Origin of the sequence: Actinomadura sp. NAK00032, from assembly GCF_013364275.1 — a bacterium.
Classification (GTDB): Bacteria; Actinomycetota; Actinomycetes; order Streptosporangiales; family Streptosporangiaceae; genus Spirillospora.
Window position 1 is genome coordinate 96,826 of record NZ_CP054932.1, and the last position, 14,372, is coordinate 111,197.

The following is a 14,372-nucleotide window of genomic DNA, read 5'->3' on the forward strand; positions in this document are numbered from 1 at the left end:
CGGACGGCCGGACCACCGGCGGGGATGGGGCAGGCTCTTGGCGTGGGCGATGAACTGGTGGTCCGGCCGGATTTCCGGACCGGGATGATCGTACTGGTCGTCCTGGCGGTGGTCGCCGTGAGCATCGTCGCCGCGATCCTGATCGGTGACGCGCCGGACGCGTTCGCGCTGATCGTGGGCGTTCCGTTCGCTCTGCTCGTCCCCTTGGGGATCGGGGCTCTTGCCCGGGCGCGGATCACCCTGACCGCTCACGAGTTCGTCGTCCAGGATCTGTTCACCCGGAAGGCGTGGCCGCGTTCGCTCGTCGCGGAGGTGGTGCGCGCGAGCATCATCGCGCCCCGGGGAGGGGCCGGTGAGAGCCTGTTCGTGCTGGACGTCCGGCGTGACCTGCTTGTGAGGGTGCAGGGCGGCCTCTACGGGCAGCGGGATCTCGCCCGGTTGGTGGACGCGCTCGGTGTGCCGTGCAGCGGGCCCGAGGGGCCCGTCAGCGCCAAGGAGTTCGCCGAGACGTATCCCGGCCTGGTGTCGTGGGCCGAACGGCATCCCTACCGGCTCGCGTTCGGGATCGCGGGGGTTCTGTGCGTCGCGGTGCTCGCACTGGTGCTCGTCTCGGTCGCGACGGCGTCCTGATCGGCCGGTGTTATCGGCCGGTGTTACGTCAGGGGGCCGTCCAGGGCGATCCCATAGAGATGGGACACCCGGAGCCTGATGACCAGGCGCCGGTCCTGCACCATCCGCTCGAAGAACTCCGCCTCGTCGGCCGGGGCGATGGGGCCGAACAGCGGCAGCAGTTCGCGGCCGACGGCGTCGCCCGGCTCCGTGGTGACCTCCGAGACCTCGGCCTCGCCCTCGGCGACGGCATAGGAGAGGACGGTCTCGCCCTGGATCTGGAACGTCGCACGCGGGTCCCGGAGGAGGTGGCGCACCTTGATGCGGTCGGCGACCGAGGGGATCCGGATGATCCGCTCGTCCGGGTCCCACGCGTAGACCATCGAGGCCAGGTGCGGTTGGCCGCTGCGCTTCAGCGTCGCCAGCGAGCCGAACTGCCGCCCGCCCAGAACTCGGACCGCCTCCTCCTCGGTGAGGGCGCGGGGGCCGGGCCCCTGCCCGGGACGGTACGCGGGGGTGGTGTCGTCGGTCATGGTCGATCAGCCCTCCTGGTGTGGTCCAACAGGAGAGACATTAGCAGATAGTTTTGTTGTAGATGGTTTTGTTCGGATCTAGATGGTGTCCAGCGCCCGGATCGCGGCGTCGATCGCGGTGGCCAGGCGGGCGGGGTCGTGGCCGGCGCGTTCTCGGACGCGCAGCCCGAGCACCGCGGTGAACAGCAGCTCCACCGAGGCGTCGACGTCCAGGGCGGCGGGCAGTTCTCCGTTGTCGCGGCCTTCCAGCAGGAGTGAGCGCAGGGCCCGGCGGGTGACCTCGAAGGCGGCCTCGGTCCGCTGGTGGACCTGGTCGTCGGCGGTGCCGAGTTCGGTCGCGGTGTTGACCACGAAGCAGCCCCTGCTCGGCTCGCCGTCGGACGGGCAGGAGACCAGCCACAGCATCCACTCGCGCAGCACCTCGCGGACCGGACGGCCCGCGGCGTCCAGCCGGTGCTCGGCCTCGGCGGAGTCGGTGGCCTGGTAGTGGTCGAGCGCGCGCAGGAAGAGCGTGTGCTTGTCGATAAACGTCCGGTACAGGCTGCTCGGAGTGAGTTCGAGTTCGGCGCCGAGGTCGCGCACCGAGGTGGCGTTGTAGCCGCGGCGCCAGAACAGCCCGGTCGCCTTGGTGACCGCGTCCTGCTCGTCGAACTGCCGGGGGCGTGCCATGTCCGCCACCTTACCCGACTTGTGGAGCGATCGTTCCCATACTAGGGTCCCGCATCATATGGGAGCGATCGTTCCCAAATGAGAAGGAGGCAACGGTGACGACGATGGGCGAGTCCGCGGTCCAGGCGGAGCAGGCTCCACCGGACAGTCGCTGGGCGGCGGTCGCCGCGGTGGCGCTGGGGACATTCCTGCTGGTGACCGCCGAGCAGTTGCCGATCGGGCTGCTGACCCGCGTCGGGTCCGCGCTGGCGGTCTCCGAGGGGACGGCCGGGCTGATGGTGACGGTGCCCAGCCTGGTCGCGGCGGTCTCGGCGCCGCTGGTCCCGGTGGTCGTCGGCGGGATGGACCGGCGCCTGCTGCTGCTCGGCCTGATGGGGCTGATGACGCTCGCCAACGTGGCCTCGGCGCTGGCGCCGGGCTTCGCCGTCCTGGTGTCGTCCCGGGTCCTGGTCGGGGTGGCGATCGGCGGCTTCTGGGCCGTCGCGAGCGGCCTCGCCGTCCGGCTCGTCGCCCCGGCGGCGGTGCCGCGGGCCACCGCGGTCATCTTCGGCGGCGTCGGAGCCGCGAACGTGTTCGGCGTCCCGCTCGGCACGCTGCTCGGCGACTTCTCGGGCTGGCGCATCGCCTTCGCGACGCTGAGCGCCCTGGCGCTCCTCGCGCTGCTGGCCCTGCTGGCCGTGCTCCCGCCGCTGGCGGCCTCCCGGCCCGTCCGGCCGCGGCTGCTGGGCGCGCAGTTCCGCACTCCTGGGGTCCGCGTCGGCATCCTGGCGACGTTCCTCATCGTGACCGGCCACTTCGCGGCCTACACCTTCGTCAGCCCGGCACTCCAGAGGCTGTCGGGCATCGACGAGCGGCTCGTCGGCCCGCTGCTATTCGCCTTCGGCACGGCGGGCCTGATCGGCAACTTCGTCGCCGGCGCCGCGCTGGCCCGCCGTCCGCACCGGACCGTGCTGGTCATCGCCCTCGCGCTGGCGGCCGCGATGCCGCTCTTTCTGGCGCTGGGCCGGACGCCGGTCGGCGGAGCCGTGCTGCTGATCGCCTGGGGACTGGCCTTCGGCGGCGTGTCGGTCGGGCTGCAGACGTGGATGATCAAGGTGGCGCCCCAGGCAGTGGAGGCGGCCTCCGCGCTGTGGGTGGCGGTGTTCAACCTGTCGATCGGCCTCGGTGCCCTGGCCGGCGGCGTCATCGTCGACTCGCTCGCGCTTGAGGCCGTCCTGTGGGTCGGCGGCGCCTGCGCTTTGGCGGCCGCACTGGCGGTCTGGAGTGCGCGGACGAGCGTGGAGCTGGGGCGATGATGCTCCGACCTTGCGGGGTGATATCTCCAGAGACCGGGCGCTTTCGGACATAATTGGAGGTGGTGCGGCATCGTCCGCAATTAAGGCTGGTACCGGTGGACCAACTGCTCGGGCGGGCTTCGGAGCGCGCTCTTCTGGAACAGGCGATCGCGGCGGTGCGTGCCGGGGAGAGCCGTGTGCTGGTCCTGCTGGGGGAGGCCGGGGTCGGGAAGTCGGCGCTCCTGGAGTATGCGGAGCGCGCGGCGACGGACGTCCGGGTGCTGCGTGCGGCCGGCGTCGAATCGGAGATGGAGCTGGCGTTCGCCGCTCTGCACCAGCTGTGCGCGCCGCTGCTGGACGGGCTCGGCAGCCTTCCGGAGCCGCAGCGTGAGGCGCTGGAGACGGTGTTCGCGTTGCGCGCGGGGCCTCCGCCGGAGCGCTTCCTGGTCGGGCTGGCGGTGCTGGGGCTGCTCTCGGACGCGTCTGAAAAGGGCCCATTGCTGTGCGTGGTGGACGATGCGCAGTGGCTGGACCGCGCGTCGGCGCAGATCCTCGGTTTCGTCGCGCGGCGCCTGCTGGCCGAGTCGGTCGTCCTGCTGTTCGGCTCGCGGGAACGTCCGCAGGACCTGATCGGGCTTCCGGAGCTGGAGATCACGGGCCTGGCGGACGCGGACGCGCAGGCGCTGCTGGACTCGGTCGCGCGGGTCCGGCTCGACCGGCACGTCCGCGAGCGGTTCGTGGCCGAGACCAGAGGCAACCCGCTGGCCCTGCTCGAACTGCCGCGCGGGCTGTCGGCGACGCAGCTCGCGGGCGGGTTCGGGCTGCTGCACGCGGACGCGCTCCCGAACCGGATCGAGCAGAGCTTCCTGGCCCGCATCGAGGCGCTGCCCGAGCCGACCCGGCTGCTGCTGCTGATCGCCGCGGCCGAGCCCACCGGCCATCCCACCCTGATCTGGGCGGCCGCCGACCGGCTCGGGATCACCCCGGCGACGGCCCTCGCGGCCGGGACGGACGGCCTGCTGGAGCTCGACACCCGGGTGATCTTCCGCCATCCGCTGGTGCGGTCGGCTGTGTACGGGGCGGCGCGGCTCAAGGACCGCCGGGCGGTGCACCTGGCCCTGGCCGAGGCGACGGACGCGGAGACCGACCCCGACCGCCGCGCCTGGCATCTCGCGTCGGCCGCGACCGGGCCCGACGAAGGGGTCGCCGCCGAACTGGAACGGTCCGCCGGGCGGGCGCAGGCGCGCGGCGGGCTGGCCGCGGCGGCGGCGTTCCTGCAGCGGTCCGCGCTGCTCAGCGTCGACACCTCGCGGCGCGCCGACCGCGCCCTGGCGGCGGCCGACGCCGCGCTCCGGGCCGGCGACCTCGACGCCGCGCGGCAGCTGGCCGCCGTCGCCGACCGGAACGCGCGGACCGAGATCCAGCGGGTGCGCGCCCACCTCGTCCACAGCCACATCACGTTCGCGGCGGGCTTCGACGACGAGGCGCCGCCGATGCTGCTGGAGGCCGCGCGGCGGCTGGAGCCGTTCGACATGGACGCGGCGCGGGAGACCTACCTCGTCGCCTGGGGCAGCGCCTCCTACGGGGCCGCGAACCGGGAGAGCCTCGTGGCGATCTCCGAGGCGATCGGGAGGCTGCCCCGGCCGGACGGCCCGCCGACCGTCCGCGATCTCGTACTGGAGAGCTACGCGCTGCTCGGCACCGCCGGCCGGCGCGCCGCGCTTCCGGTGCTGCGCGAGGCGGTGCGGGCGCTCACCGACGCCCCTTCGCAGGACGTCCTGAAGTGGGGCTGGGCCGCGAACGGGCTGGTCGCGCTGGCCTGGGAGGACGGGATCATGACCCGGACGCCCGCGCGGGCGCTGGCCGAGGTCCGCGCGGCCGGCGCCCTGGCCGACCTTCCCGTCTACCTCCACGCGCTCGGCATACCGGTCTCGCTCAGCGGCGACCTCGGCGCCGCCGCCGAGATCGCCGCCGAGTCCGAGGCCGTCGCCGCCGCGACGGGCGTGCCGATGACGCAGCACACCAAGCTCCTGCTGGCCGCGCTGCGCGGCCGGGAGGCGGACGCGTCGGCGCTGCTCACCGCCACGATCGAGGAGGCCGGTGCCGGCGGTCAGCTGGCGGGCGTCGCGACGGCGCAGTGGGCGACGGCGATCCTCTACAACGGCCTGGCCGACTACGAGCGCGCGCTGTCGGCGGCCCAGGCCACCATCCAGAGCGCGAACGAGCTGGTCGGCCAGTGGGCGCTCCCCGAACTCGTCGAAGCGGCGGCGCGCACCGGGAACGCCACGGCGGCCCACGGGGCGCTGGAGGATCTGGCGGACACGGCCGAACCCTGCGACACCGACTGGGCCCAGGGCATCCTGACGCGCTGCCGGGCGCTGCTGAGCGACGACGACGATGGCGCGGCCGATCTGTACCGCGAGGCGATCGACCGGTTGGAACGGACGGTCCTGCGCCCCGAACTGGCGCGCGCTCACCTGCTGTACGGCGAGTGGCTGCGGCGCGCCCGCCGGCGGGTCGAGGCACGGAGCCACCTGCGCACCGCCTACGACATGTTCACGTCGATCGGGATGGAGGCGTTCGCCGAGCGCGCGCGGCGCGAGCTGCTCGCCACCGGCGAGACCGTCCGCAGGCGCAAGAGCGATGCAGCGGCGGACACGCGGCTGACGCCGCAGGAGCAGCAGATCGCCCTGCTCGTCCGGGACGGCCTGTCCAACCCCGAGGTCGCGGCCCGCCTCTTCGTGAGCCCCCGCACCGTCGAATGGCACCTCCGCCAGGTCTTCGCCAAGCTCGGGATCAGCTCGCGCAAGCAGCTTCCCGGCGTCCTTCCGCGCGACGAGTCCGCTTCCTCGCGCCCGGCGTAGCCGCCCGGCCCCAGCCGGAGCCGACTAGGGAGACACACTGGTGCGAACCGGTGACCGTGTGGACGAGGTTTGGACCGTCGGCGTCTCGCCGCGGACCCTGCATCCACCGGCCACCGAGCTCCCCGTGGCCTCGGAACGAATGAGGCAGCCATGTCGGATCAGCCGTTGGACGGGGCGGTCGCCCTCGTCACCGAGGCCGGCGGCGGGATCGGCGCCGCGACCGCGCGCCGTCTCGCCCGCGAGGGCGCGGCCGTCGCCCTGCTCGCCTCCCGCGCCGACCGCCTGACGCAGGTCGCGGACGACATCGCGGGGCTCGGCGGGCACGCCGTCCCGGTGGCGGCCGACGTCACCGGGCCCGACGGGGCCGAGGACGCGGTGCAGGAGGCACTGGACAAGCTCGGGCGGCTGGACGTCCTGGTCAACAGCGCCGGGATCATGCTGCTCAACTCGGCGCTGCACACCACCGTCGAGGAGTGGGACCGGATGGTCGCGCGCAACGTGGAGGCGATGCTGCACGTCACGCACGCCGCCGTCCCGCACCTGATCTACGCGGCGTCGACGTCGCCGCGGCAGGTCGCGGACCTGGTGAACGTCGGCTCCACGGCCGGGCGCGTCGCCCGCCGGGGTAGCAGCGTCTACTCGCTGACCCAGGCCGGCCTGAACGCCTTCACCGAATCGCTGCGCCAGGAACTGCTCGGCGAACGGGTCCGGGTGAGCGTGGTCGAGCCCGGCTTAGCCGACACCGAGCTGAACGACCGCCTCGGCGAGTTCGGCGGGGCCGGCGCACTGCGCGCGGAGGACGTGGCGGACGCCATCGGCTACATCGTCACGCGCGACCGGCGGGTCGCCGTCAACCAGCTGATGGTGCGCGGCGGCGACCAGGCGTGGTGACCGCGATCGCGGCGCCCATCGGGCCGGTTCAGCGGGACCGGTCGGCGTCCAGCTGCTCCCAGTCGGCGTCCCAGAGCCGGTCGCGCCGCTGGTCGCAGCGGGTGCGGATCCACAGGTAGGCGGCCAGGAGCGGCGAGCCGGCGGCGGTGAGGGTGCCGAGGCCGGCGCCGACGCTCTCGCCGACCGTCTGCGCGTGCCGCCGCGGGGGCCTGTCCGACACCGCCTCCGGGTCTGCCCACAGTTCCAACTGCTCGCCGACGGCGGCTGCGTAGGTGGTCTCATAGGAGTCGGTCCGCAGCCGGCCGTCCACGTCCCACCACATCACCGTGAGCCGATTTCCGGTTCGCAGGGCCTCGACCCGCAGCACCGTGGTGTGGACCTGGTAGCGGGTCACGGCCTCGTACCGTTCGGTGCGCACGCCCGCGTCGTACACGACCTCCACGACGCGGCCGCAGACCGGCAGGCCGACGCCCAGGAAAAGGAACAGCAGGAGCAGGCCGGCCGTGCGTTGCCGGCGGTCCACCGGACGGCGCAGTTCATTGCCGTCGAAGCCGATCCTTCGCCGCAGCCGGCCGAGGCTCGCGACCAATCCGTTCCTTCTCATGGCCGCATCCCCCGCCGTTAGCCCGGGAAAAGGAGACCGGAATTGAGATGCAGTTCCAGTGGCCCGGTGGACGCGAGCAGACCGTGCAGGCCGATGTCGTCCTGCCGGGCGTCGACCGGGTCGAACAGCCATTGCGCGGGTGACAGCCGGACGGCCTGCGCCGTGCGGCGCACCACCACCACGTCGCACAGGACGTAGGTGGACACGCCCAGCCCCGCCGAGTTGACCGGCGGCTCGCTGAAGGTGCCGAGGCCGTGGTCGGCGAGCCCCCGGTCGCCGACCACCAGCAGCTCGGCCTCCCGCGCCGCCTCGACCAGCGCGGGCCGGGGATCGCCCCGGACGACCGCCGTGGTCACGGGGACGCGGGGCTCGGCGGTCAGGGCCGCGGCGCGCGCCCGCTCCAGGACCGCGCCCGGGCCGTCGCCGATCGCCTCCACGGCCTCGGCGATCCCGTCCTCCTCGGCGAACGCCTTCCACGCCACCGAGGCGGCGTGCAGCACGTGCAGCGCGATCGTGCGCCGAGCCGCCTCGCGCGCGGCCCACTCGACGGCCCGCAGGCCCGCCTTCGAGCCGTCGGCCACCACCACGATCATGTCCGTCTCCTTTGTTCGCGCATCGCGCCCGGACCAATGGGCGGCCAATGCACCTCGTCCCGAGAATGGCGGTCGAAGGCCATTCCCCGGCATCGGTCGCCATCCGCCACCAGGTACGACCAACCGGCCCCGCGATTTGTGACAGCTCGAATGGGTTTCCCGAATCGCGCGGGCAGCGGGCACAAAGATTCAGGGCCGCTCGACCGGGTGGTCGGGCGGCCCTGTCCGGGGGGCGGGCGTTCGGGTCAGGCCTTGTTGAAGGTCCGCTTGGCCCAGACGTAGGAGAGCACGGCGATGCCGGCGCACCAGGCCGTGGCGATCGCGGCGTTGTCGCCGATCTCGCTGCCGAGGAGCAGGCCGCGGACGGTCTCCATGATCGGGGTGAAGGGCTGGTAGTCGGCGAACCAGCGCAGGACGGTGGGCATGTCGTCGGTGGGGACGAAGCCGCTGCCGAGAAAGGGCAGCAGGACCAGCGGCAACGGCGCGTTGCTGGCCGCCTCGGGGGTCGAGGACTTCAGGCCGAGCGCGACCGACAGCCAGGTGATGGCCACGACGAACAGGGTCAGCAGGCCGATGGCGGCCAGCCACTCGACGGCCGTCGCGTTCGGGCGGAAGCCGATCGCGAAGGCGATGCCGATGAGGACCGCCATGCCGAGCAGCTGCTGGACGACGCTGCCGACGACGTGGCCGGTGAGCACCGAGGCCCGGGAGATCCGCATGGTGCGGAAGCGGGCGATGATGCCCTCGGTCATGTCGGTGGCGACCATGACGGCGGTCCCGGTCGCGGCGGTGGCCGCCGCCATGAGCAGGATGCCGGGCAGGACGTAGTCGACGTACTGGTCCCGGCCGCCGCCGATGCCGGCGCCGAGCGTGCCGCCGAGGACGTAGACGAACAGCAGCAGCAGGATGACGGGCGTGATGATCAGCTGGATGGTCATGGACGGGTAGCGGACGATCCGCTTCAGCTGGCGCCGGACCATGGTGGAGGAGTCGCGGGCGGCGAGGGTGAGGGTGCTCATCGGACGGGCTCCTTCTGCTGGTCCTGGTTGCCGGTGAGGGTGAGGAAGACGTCGTCGAGGTCGGGGGTGTGGACGCTCATCTCGGCGACGTCGATGGAGCGTCCGTCCAGCAGGACGAGCAGTTCGCGGACCGCGTGGACGCCGCCGTCGCTCGGCACCCGCAGGGTGAGCGCGCCGGCGTCGGCGATGCCGGTGCCGACGGCGTCGCGGGCCGCGCCGAGCAGCCGCGCGTCGGCGAAGGTGAGCTCGATGTGGCCGCCGGGGATGAGCCGCTTGAGCTCCTCGGAGGTGCCCTCGGCGATCAGCCGGCCGTGGTCGAGCAGGGCGATCCGGTCGGCGAGCTCGTCGGCCTCCTCCAGGTACTGGGTGGTGAGGAAGATCGTGACGCCGTCCTCGACGAGTCCCCGGACGATCTGCCACATGCCGCGCCGGCTGCGCGGGTCGAGGCCGGTGGTGGGCTCGTCCAGGAAGATCAGGCGCGGGTCGCCGACCAGCGTCATCGCGAGGTCGAGCCGGCGCCGCATGCCGCCGGAGTAGGTGGAGGCGGGCTTGCGCGCCGCCTCCACCAGGTCGAAGCGCTCCAGCAGGTCGGCGGCCTTGCGCTTGCCGTCCCGGCGGGACAGGTGCCACAGGTCGGCCATGAGGAGCAGGTTCTCCTCGCCGGTGAGCAGCTTGTCGACCGCCGAGTACTGGCCGGTGACGCCGATCGCGCCGCGCACGTCGTCGGCCTGCCGGTTCAGGTCGTGGCCGGCGACCTGGACGGTGCCGCCGTCGGCCGGGATCAGGGTGGACAGGATCTGGACGGTGGTCGTCTTGCCGGCGCCGTTCGGGCCGAGCAGGGAGAAGATCGTCCCTTCGGGGACGGCCAGGTCGACACCGTCGAGCACGGTCTTGGCGCCGTCCTTGCCGGGGTAGGACTTGCGGAGTCCGGTCGCTGCGATGGCCAGGGGGGACATGGTGGTGCTCCTCAGAGGCTGCGGGCGACGATGTCGCCGTTGCTGGTGGTGGCGTGGATCGCCAGGTCGGCGACGCCGCCGGCGTTCTTGAGCGAGTTGCGGATCCGGCCGTGGGCGGTGCCGGCGTCCAGCGAGGCGGACACCCCGGCGGCGGCGCCGACCGACACCTGGCCGGACTGGGTGCGCAGCACGACCGTGCCGCGCACGGCCTCGGCGACGCTGATGTCGCCCTTCTGGGTGCTGATCTCCGCGGGGCCGGTGAGGCGGCCGATCGAGACGTCGCCGGCGGCGGTGGTGAGCCGGACGCCCGCGGCCTCGTCGACCTTGATGGCGCCGTGCGCGCCCTCGAAGACGACCTCGCCGAGCCGGCCGACGCCGCGGAACTCGCCGCTGGCGGACTTCGCCTCGACCCGGGACCCGGCGGGCAGCTGGACCGTCACCTCGACGGACCCGGAGGGGCCGAAGAGCTGGTTGCGCGCCGGGGCCGCCGTGATCCGCAGGACGCCGTCGCCGTACTCGACCGCGGTCTGCTCCGCGGCCTGCACGTCGCGGGACTTGGCGGGGTTCGCGGGCCGGACCTCGACCGCGGTGTCGGCCCGGTCGGCGGCGATGACCTGCACGCGGCCGGCGGGGACGTCGAGGTCGGCGGTGATCGGGGCGGGGGTGTCGAAGCGGTGCATCGTGCGCTCCTCGGGTCGTTGTTTCGAACACTGGAAACGCTACGTTGCCTTTCCGATCCTGGCAACAAGCTCGTTGCACTAGATCCACATCTCTGCACGTCAACTGGCAATAATCATTGCAACGACCTGAACTCGAATGCAATGATCGAGCACCGTCGCGTTGCAATGGAATGAGTGTGAACGCTAGGCTGGGCGCGGACGGCGGACGGATGAAGGAGGCCGCGATGCCGGGAGGCCGGCTCACCCAGCAGGAACGCCAGCAGATCGCGCTGGGCCTGGCCGACGGCCTCGCCTACGCGGAGATCGCCAGACGGCTCGACCGCCCCACCTCCACGGTCACGCGCGAGGTGATGCGCAACGGCGGGCCCACCGGCTACCGCGCCGACCTCGCCCATCGCGCCACCGAGCGCCGCGCCAACCGGCGCAGGCCGGCCGCCTCCCGGGCGCCGGGCGCGATCCCGCAGGCCGACGGGCGCGACCCCGAGGCGCTGCGCGAGTACGAGGAGTCCCTCACGACGGTCCTCATGCAGTCGGGCCTGTCCAACCGGATGATGGCGCGGATGCTGGTCGCCCTGTACCTGAGCGACTCGGGCAGCCTCACCGCGTCCGAACTCGTCCAGCGGCTGCAGGTCAGCCCGGCGTCGGTGTCCAAGACGATCAAGTTCCTGGAGAGCCAGGACCTCGTCCGCCGGGTCCGGGAGGAGGGCCGCCGCGAGCGCTACGTCGTCGACGAGGACCTCTACTACCAGTCCATGATCGGCAGCGTCCGGTCCCTGTACCAGCAGGCCGAGATCCTCCGGCAGGGCGTCGGCATCCTCGGGTCCGGGAGCCCGGCCGCCGTCCGGCTGGAGAACGTCGCGCGCTTCCTCGACTTCGTCGCCGAGAGCCTCGGCCGCGCCACCGACCAGGCCCGCGAGGTGCTCTACAGCGGCATGCGGCCGACCGAGCCGAAGCCGGACGACGGGTAACCGGCCGCCGTTCAGGCAGGCTGCGGGTCCGTGGTGAGCGCGGCGGCGGTCTGCGTGAAGTGCTGGACGAGCACCTCGGCCGCCGCGTCGGCGTCGCGGGCGAGCGCGGTCTCCTCCAGGCGGCGGTGCTCGGCGACGCCGTCCCGGCCGGGATCGCGGTGCGCCGACCAGCGGCGGGCCAGTTCGCTAGCGGTCCACAGCCGGTCGAACGTCTCCAGCAGCACGGGGTTGCCGCACCCCTCCAGCAGGGTGCGGTGGAAGACCCGGTGGGCCTCGGACCACGCCTCGCTGTAGTACTCGCCCTCCTCCGGGACGTACGGCGGGGTGCGCGCAAGGCGGTGGTGGGCGGCGCGCACCCGCGACTCCCAGTCGACGTCGCCGCGCTCGATGGACATGCGCAGCAGGACGGGCTCGATCGTCCGGCGCGCCTCGGCGATCTCCTGCCAGCGGCCGTCGGAGAAGGCCGGGACGGCGAACCCGCGGTTGGGCAGCCGGTCGGCGAGGCCCTCGCCGACCAGCCGCACCAGTGCCTCGCGGACGACGGCGAGGCTCACGCCCCGCTCCTTGGCGAGGTCGTGCGGTTTGAGCGCGTCGCCGGGGGCGTGGCGCCCCCGCATGATCGCGTCCCGCAGTTGCGCGTGGACCTCCTCGGAGAGCATCCGCTTCCCCGCCCGTACCGTCTGCGTCATGCCCCCAGCATAGACGATCAGGTAGATAATCGATTATCTGTGTTATCGTCGATAGAGACGGCCGCACTGGTCGTCCCCACCGCACGCCGTGTGAGAGGAAGCAGTCCGATGAACAACCCCTTCGCCCGCCTCCCGGAAGCAGCCGCCTTCGACGTCAGCAGCGCCGGCGTCGCCGACGGTGCGGCCCTGCCTGCAGAGCAGCTTTCGTCCGCCCTGCCCGGCGGCAGGGACGCGTCGCCGCAGCTGTCCTGGAGCGGCGCCCCCGAAGGCACCAAGAGCTACGCCGTCACCATCTACGACCCGGACGCCCCGACCGGGTCGGGGTTCTGGCACTGGGCGGTCGCCGACATCCCCGCGACCGTCACCGAGCTGCCCGAAGGCGCCGGAGACGACACCGGCTCGGGCCTGCCCGACGGCGCCTTCCAGCTCCCGAACGACGCCCGCGCGGCCCGTTTCATCGGCGCGGCCCCGCCCGCCGGGCACGGCCCGCACCGCTACTTCGTGGTGGTGCACGCCCTCGACGTCGACACCATCGGCGTCCCGGCGGACGCCACCCCGGCCGTCCTCGGATTCACCATGGCCGGCCACACCCTCGGCCGCGCGGTCCTGACCGCCACCGCCGAAACCCCCGCATAACGAACACCGAACGGGGACTGCCCCTCGCTACGGAGTCTCGCCGTCCACCCGGGCGGGCCGATCGGCGCCGCTGAACTCGGCCGCGTGGTCGAGGGCCCACTCCAGGAACGACCGGGCCGGGTGGCCGGTGAGGCGCTCCACGTGGTCGGTCGTGAGGTCGGACGCCGGCCTGCGCTCCGAGGCGGCGATCAATGCCTCCACCAGCGGTGCGGGACGCCCGTCCGCGAGCATCCGCGACCGTGCCGTGCCGGCGGTGACGGCCGCGAAACGCAGCCGGCGGCCGAGCGCGGCGCCGAGGCGCTCGACCTGCTCGGCGCGGCTCAGCACCTCGGGCCCCGTCAGCAGGCACGGGCCGTCGTCGGCGAGGTCGTGCTCGGACGGGGCGTGGCCGGCGAGCAATACGGCCGCGGCCGCATCGGCGACATCGCGCTCATCGACGACGGCCGTGCGCGCGACGTCCGGCCCCGACACGACGTCGCCCGCACGTACCTGCGGCACCCAGCCGCGGGCGTTGGACGCCAACGTGTCGCTGCGCAGCACCACGGGCCGCAGGCCGGCGTTGTGCAGCAGAGTCTCCATGTCCGCGTGCACCTGAAGGATGGGATCGCTCTGGCGGACGGCCCGGTCGTCCAAGGCCGTCGACGAGAGGTAGACGACGCGCGGCGCCGCCGCCGCGAGCTCGGCGACCAGGCCGCGCGCGGGCGCGGAATCGAGCAGCGGCCAGATGAGGAAGACCGCGTCGACGCCGTCGAGCGCCGCGCGCATCGCGGCGCGGTCGGTGAGATCGCCGGCCACCGCGCCGGCCACGGAATGCGCACCGGCGGGCCGTCGCGTCAGGCTCAGCACCCGCGCGCCGCGCTCGCGGAGGCGGCCGGTGAGCTCGCGGCCGAGGTTGCCGGTCGCGCCGGTGACCAGGATCGTCGGACGGAGCCGGGGGCTCGCGGGGCGGTCGGTGTCAGGCATGATCGAGACGGTAGGGGTTCAGGTCGACATGAAGGCAAGGCGCGCGGTGCGGACGATCGGGGAGGTGGCCGCGGAACTCGGTGTCGCCCCCCACGTCCTGCGGCATTGGGAGGACGTCGGAGCCCTCACCGTTCGCCGCGACGGCAACGGGCACCGCCGCTACGACGACGCCGCCGTGGAACAGGCCCGCACGGTGCGCAAGCTCCGCCGGGTCGGCCTGTCGCTGCCCGAGGTCATCGCCGCCATGGCGCCGCGGAAGGCGGCGGCGCAGGCGGTCGTGCGAGCGAAGATCGCCTCGCTGGAGGCCGAGATCGCGCGGCGCCGGGAGGCCGTCGCCTTCCTGCGGCACACCGCCGAGTGCCGGCACCGGTATCTCGACGAATGCCCGGACTGCGCGTCGTTCGCCCGCAAGGACTGAGCGCGC

The 14,372-nt window shown here is 73.1% G+C and carries 16 protein-coding genes; 7 read left to right on the top strand and 9 right to left on the bottom strand.

The features are described from left to right. Nucleotides 1-42 precede the first annotated feature (42 nt). On the top strand, nucleotides 43-630 hold the full coding sequence (locus tag HUT06_RS00450) for a hypothetical protein (RefSeq protein WP_176193857.1): 588 nt from the start codon (nucleotides 43-45) through the stop codon (nucleotides 628-630). A 23-nt stretch (nucleotides 631-653) separates the two neighbouring features. Here HUT06_RS00450 and HUT06_RS00455 read toward each other — a convergent pair whose 3' ends face one another. Continuing rightward, nucleotides 654-1,142 carry a TIGR03618 family F420-dependent PPOX class oxidoreductase gene (locus HUT06_RS00455; protein ID WP_176193858.1) on the bottom strand — a complete coding sequence of 163 codons (489 nt, stop codon included), beginning with the start codon at nucleotides 1,140-1,142 and terminating at the stop codon, nucleotides 654-656. 78 nt (nucleotides 1,143-1,220) lie between these two features. After that, nucleotides 1,221-1,811 carry a TetR/AcrR family transcriptional regulator gene (locus HUT06_RS00460; protein WP_176193859.1) on the bottom strand — a complete coding sequence of 197 codons (591 nt, stop codon included), beginning with the start codon at nucleotides 1,809-1,811 and terminating at the stop codon, nucleotides 1,221-1,223. A gap of 104 nt (nucleotides 1,812-1,915) precedes the next feature. Between HUT06_RS00460 and HUT06_RS00465 the strand changes: the two genes are divergently transcribed. From HUT06_RS00465 to HUT06_RS00475, 3 genes are all read left to right on the top strand, one after another. Further along, a complete protein-coding gene (locus HUT06_RS00465) occupies nucleotides 1,916-3,106 on the top strand; it encodes an MFS transporter (protein WP_176201052.1) in 1,191 nt (396 codons plus the stop codon). Nucleotides 3,107-3,201: 95 nt separating this feature from the next. Next, the gene (locus HUT06_RS00470; RefSeq protein WP_176193860.1) at nucleotides 3,202-5,949 is read left to right on the top strand and encodes an AAA family ATPase; all 2,748 of its coding nucleotides are present in this window, start codon (nucleotides 3,202-3,204) and stop codon (nucleotides 5,947-5,949) included. Between the two features lie 150 nt (nucleotides 5,950-6,099). After that, complete coding sequence (locus HUT06_RS00475) at nucleotides 6,100-6,840, top strand: SDR family NAD(P)-dependent oxidoreductase (RefSeq protein ID WP_176193861.1); 741 nt, start codon at nucleotides 6,100-6,102, stop codon at nucleotides 6,838-6,840. 28 nt (nucleotides 6,841-6,868) lie between these two features. Here the strand turns inward: HUT06_RS00475 and HUT06_RS00480 are convergent, their stop codons facing one another. The 5 genes from HUT06_RS00480 to HUT06_RS00500 form a co-directional block, all read right to left on the bottom strand. Further along, nucleotides 6,869-7,444 (bottom strand): hypothetical protein, encoded by a 576-nt coding sequence (locus HUT06_RS00480; RefSeq protein WP_176193862.1) that lies wholly within the window; start codon nucleotides 7,442-7,444, stop codon nucleotides 6,869-6,871. A gap of 17 nt (nucleotides 7,445-7,461) precedes the next feature. Continuing rightward, on the bottom strand, nucleotides 7,462-8,037 hold the full coding sequence (locus tag HUT06_RS00485; RefSeq protein WP_176193863.1) for a universal stress protein: 576 nt from the start codon (nucleotides 8,035-8,037) through the stop codon (nucleotides 7,462-7,464). A gap of 245 nt (nucleotides 8,038-8,282) precedes the next feature. Then, nucleotides 8,283-9,056 carry an ABC transporter permease gene (locus HUT06_RS00490; protein WP_176193864.1) on the bottom strand — a complete coding sequence of 258 codons (774 nt, stop codon included), beginning with the start codon at nucleotides 9,054-9,056 and terminating at the stop codon, nucleotides 8,283-8,285. Beyond that, a complete protein-coding gene (locus tag HUT06_RS00495; RefSeq protein ID WP_176193865.1) occupies nucleotides 9,053-10,012 on the bottom strand; it encodes an ATP-binding cassette domain-containing protein in 960 nt (319 codons plus the stop codon). The genes HUT06_RS00490 and HUT06_RS00495 overlap by 4 nt, the downstream gene beginning before the upstream one ends. Before the next feature lie 11 nt (nucleotides 10,013-10,023). Beyond that, the gene (locus tag HUT06_RS00500; RefSeq protein WP_176193866.1) at nucleotides 10,024-10,692 is read right to left on the bottom strand and encodes a DUF4097 family beta strand repeat-containing protein; all 669 of its coding nucleotides are present in this window, start codon (nucleotides 10,690-10,692) and stop codon (nucleotides 10,024-10,026) included. 224 nt (nucleotides 10,693-10,916) lie between these two features. Here HUT06_RS00500 and HUT06_RS00505 point away from each other — a divergent pair, with 224 nt between their 5' ends. Continuing rightward, complete coding sequence (locus HUT06_RS00505; protein WP_176201053.1) at nucleotides 10,917-11,660, top strand: helix-turn-helix domain-containing protein; 744 nt, start codon at nucleotides 10,917-10,919, stop codon at nucleotides 11,658-11,660. An 11-nt stretch (nucleotides 11,661-11,671) separates the two neighbouring features. Here HUT06_RS00505 and HUT06_RS00510 read toward each other — a convergent pair whose 3' ends face one another. Further along, complete coding sequence (locus HUT06_RS00510) at nucleotides 11,672-12,349, bottom strand: GntR family transcriptional regulator (RefSeq protein WP_176193867.1); 678 nt, start codon at nucleotides 12,347-12,349, stop codon at nucleotides 11,672-11,674. 108 nt (nucleotides 12,350-12,457) lie between these two features. Here HUT06_RS00510 and HUT06_RS00515 point away from each other — a divergent pair, with 108 nt between their 5' ends. Next, entirely contained in the window at nucleotides 12,458-12,985 is a 528-nt protein-coding gene (locus HUT06_RS00515) for a YbhB/YbcL family Raf kinase inhibitor-like protein (protein WP_176193868.1), read from the top strand. A 27-nt stretch (nucleotides 12,986-13,012) separates the two neighbouring features. Here HUT06_RS00515 and HUT06_RS00520 read toward each other — a convergent pair whose 3' ends face one another. Continuing rightward, entirely contained in the window at nucleotides 13,013-13,948 is a 936-nt protein-coding gene (locus tag HUT06_RS00520) for an NAD(P)H-binding protein (protein ID WP_176193869.1), read from the bottom strand. On the opposite strand from HUT06_RS00520, the gene HUT06_RS00525 reads away from it, so the two are divergent. Next, a complete protein-coding gene (locus HUT06_RS00525) occupies nucleotides 13,947-14,366 on the top strand; it encodes a MerR family transcriptional regulator (RefSeq protein WP_217711132.1) in 420 nt (139 codons plus the stop codon). The genes HUT06_RS00520 and HUT06_RS00525 overlap by 2 nt on opposite strands. Nucleotides 14,367-14,372 lie beyond the last annotated feature (6 nt).

Excerpts from the sequence above, each read along its gene's own strand:
- HUT06_RS00455 (WP_176193858.1), bottom strand. The coding sequence starts at position 1,142 with ATGACCGACGACACCACCCCCGCGTACCGTCCCGGGCAGGGGCCCGGC.
- HUT06_RS00460 (WP_176193859.1), bottom strand. The coding sequence starts at position 1,811 with ATGGCACGCCCCCGGCAGTTCGACGAGCAGGACGCGGTCACCAAGGCG.
- HUT06_RS00465 (WP_176201052.1), top strand. The coding sequence starts at position 1,916 with ATGGGCGAGTCCGCGGTCCAGGCGGAGCAGGCTCCACCGGACAGTCGC.
- HUT06_RS00475 (WP_176193861.1), top strand. The coding sequence starts at position 6,100 with ATGTCGGATCAGCCGTTGGACGGGGCGGTCGCCCTCGTCACCGAGGCC.
- HUT06_RS00480 (WP_176193862.1), bottom strand. The coding sequence starts at position 7,444 with ATGAGAAGGAACGGATTGGTCGCGAGCCTCGGCCGGCTGCGGCGAAGG.
- HUT06_RS00485 (WP_176193863.1), bottom strand. The coding sequence starts at position 8,037 with ATGATCGTGGTGGTGGCCGACGGCTCGAAGGCGGGCCTGCGGGCCGTC.
- HUT06_RS00490 (WP_176193864.1), bottom strand. The coding sequence starts at position 9,056 with ATGAGCACCCTCACCCTCGCCGCCCGCGACTCCTCCACCATGGTCCGG.
- HUT06_RS00495 (WP_176193865.1), bottom strand. The coding sequence starts at position 10,012 with ATGTCCCCCCTGGCCATCGCAGCGACCGGACTCCGCAAGTCCTACCCC.
- HUT06_RS00500 (WP_176193866.1), bottom strand. The coding sequence starts at position 10,692 with ATGCACCGCTTCGACACCCCCGCCCCGATCACCGCCGACCTCGACGTC.
- HUT06_RS00505 (WP_176201053.1), top strand. The coding sequence starts at position 10,917 with ATGCCGGGAGGCCGGCTCACCCAGCAGGAACGCCAGCAGATCGCGCTG.
- HUT06_RS00510 (WP_176193867.1), bottom strand. The coding sequence starts at position 12,349 with ATGACGCAGACGGTACGGGCGGGGAAGCGGATGCTCTCCGAGGAGGTC.
- HUT06_RS00515 (WP_176193868.1), top strand. The coding sequence starts at position 12,458 with ATGAACAACCCCTTCGCCCGCCTCCCGGAAGCAGCCGCCTTCGACGTC.
- HUT06_RS00525 (WP_217711132.1), top strand. The coding sequence starts at position 13,947 with ATGATCGAGACGGTAGGGGTTCAGGTCGACATGAAGGCAAGGCGCGCG.
- HUT06_RS00520 (WP_176193869.1), bottom strand. The coding sequence starts at position 13,948 with ATGCCTGACACCGACCGCCCCGCGAGCCCCCGGCTCCGTCCGACGATC.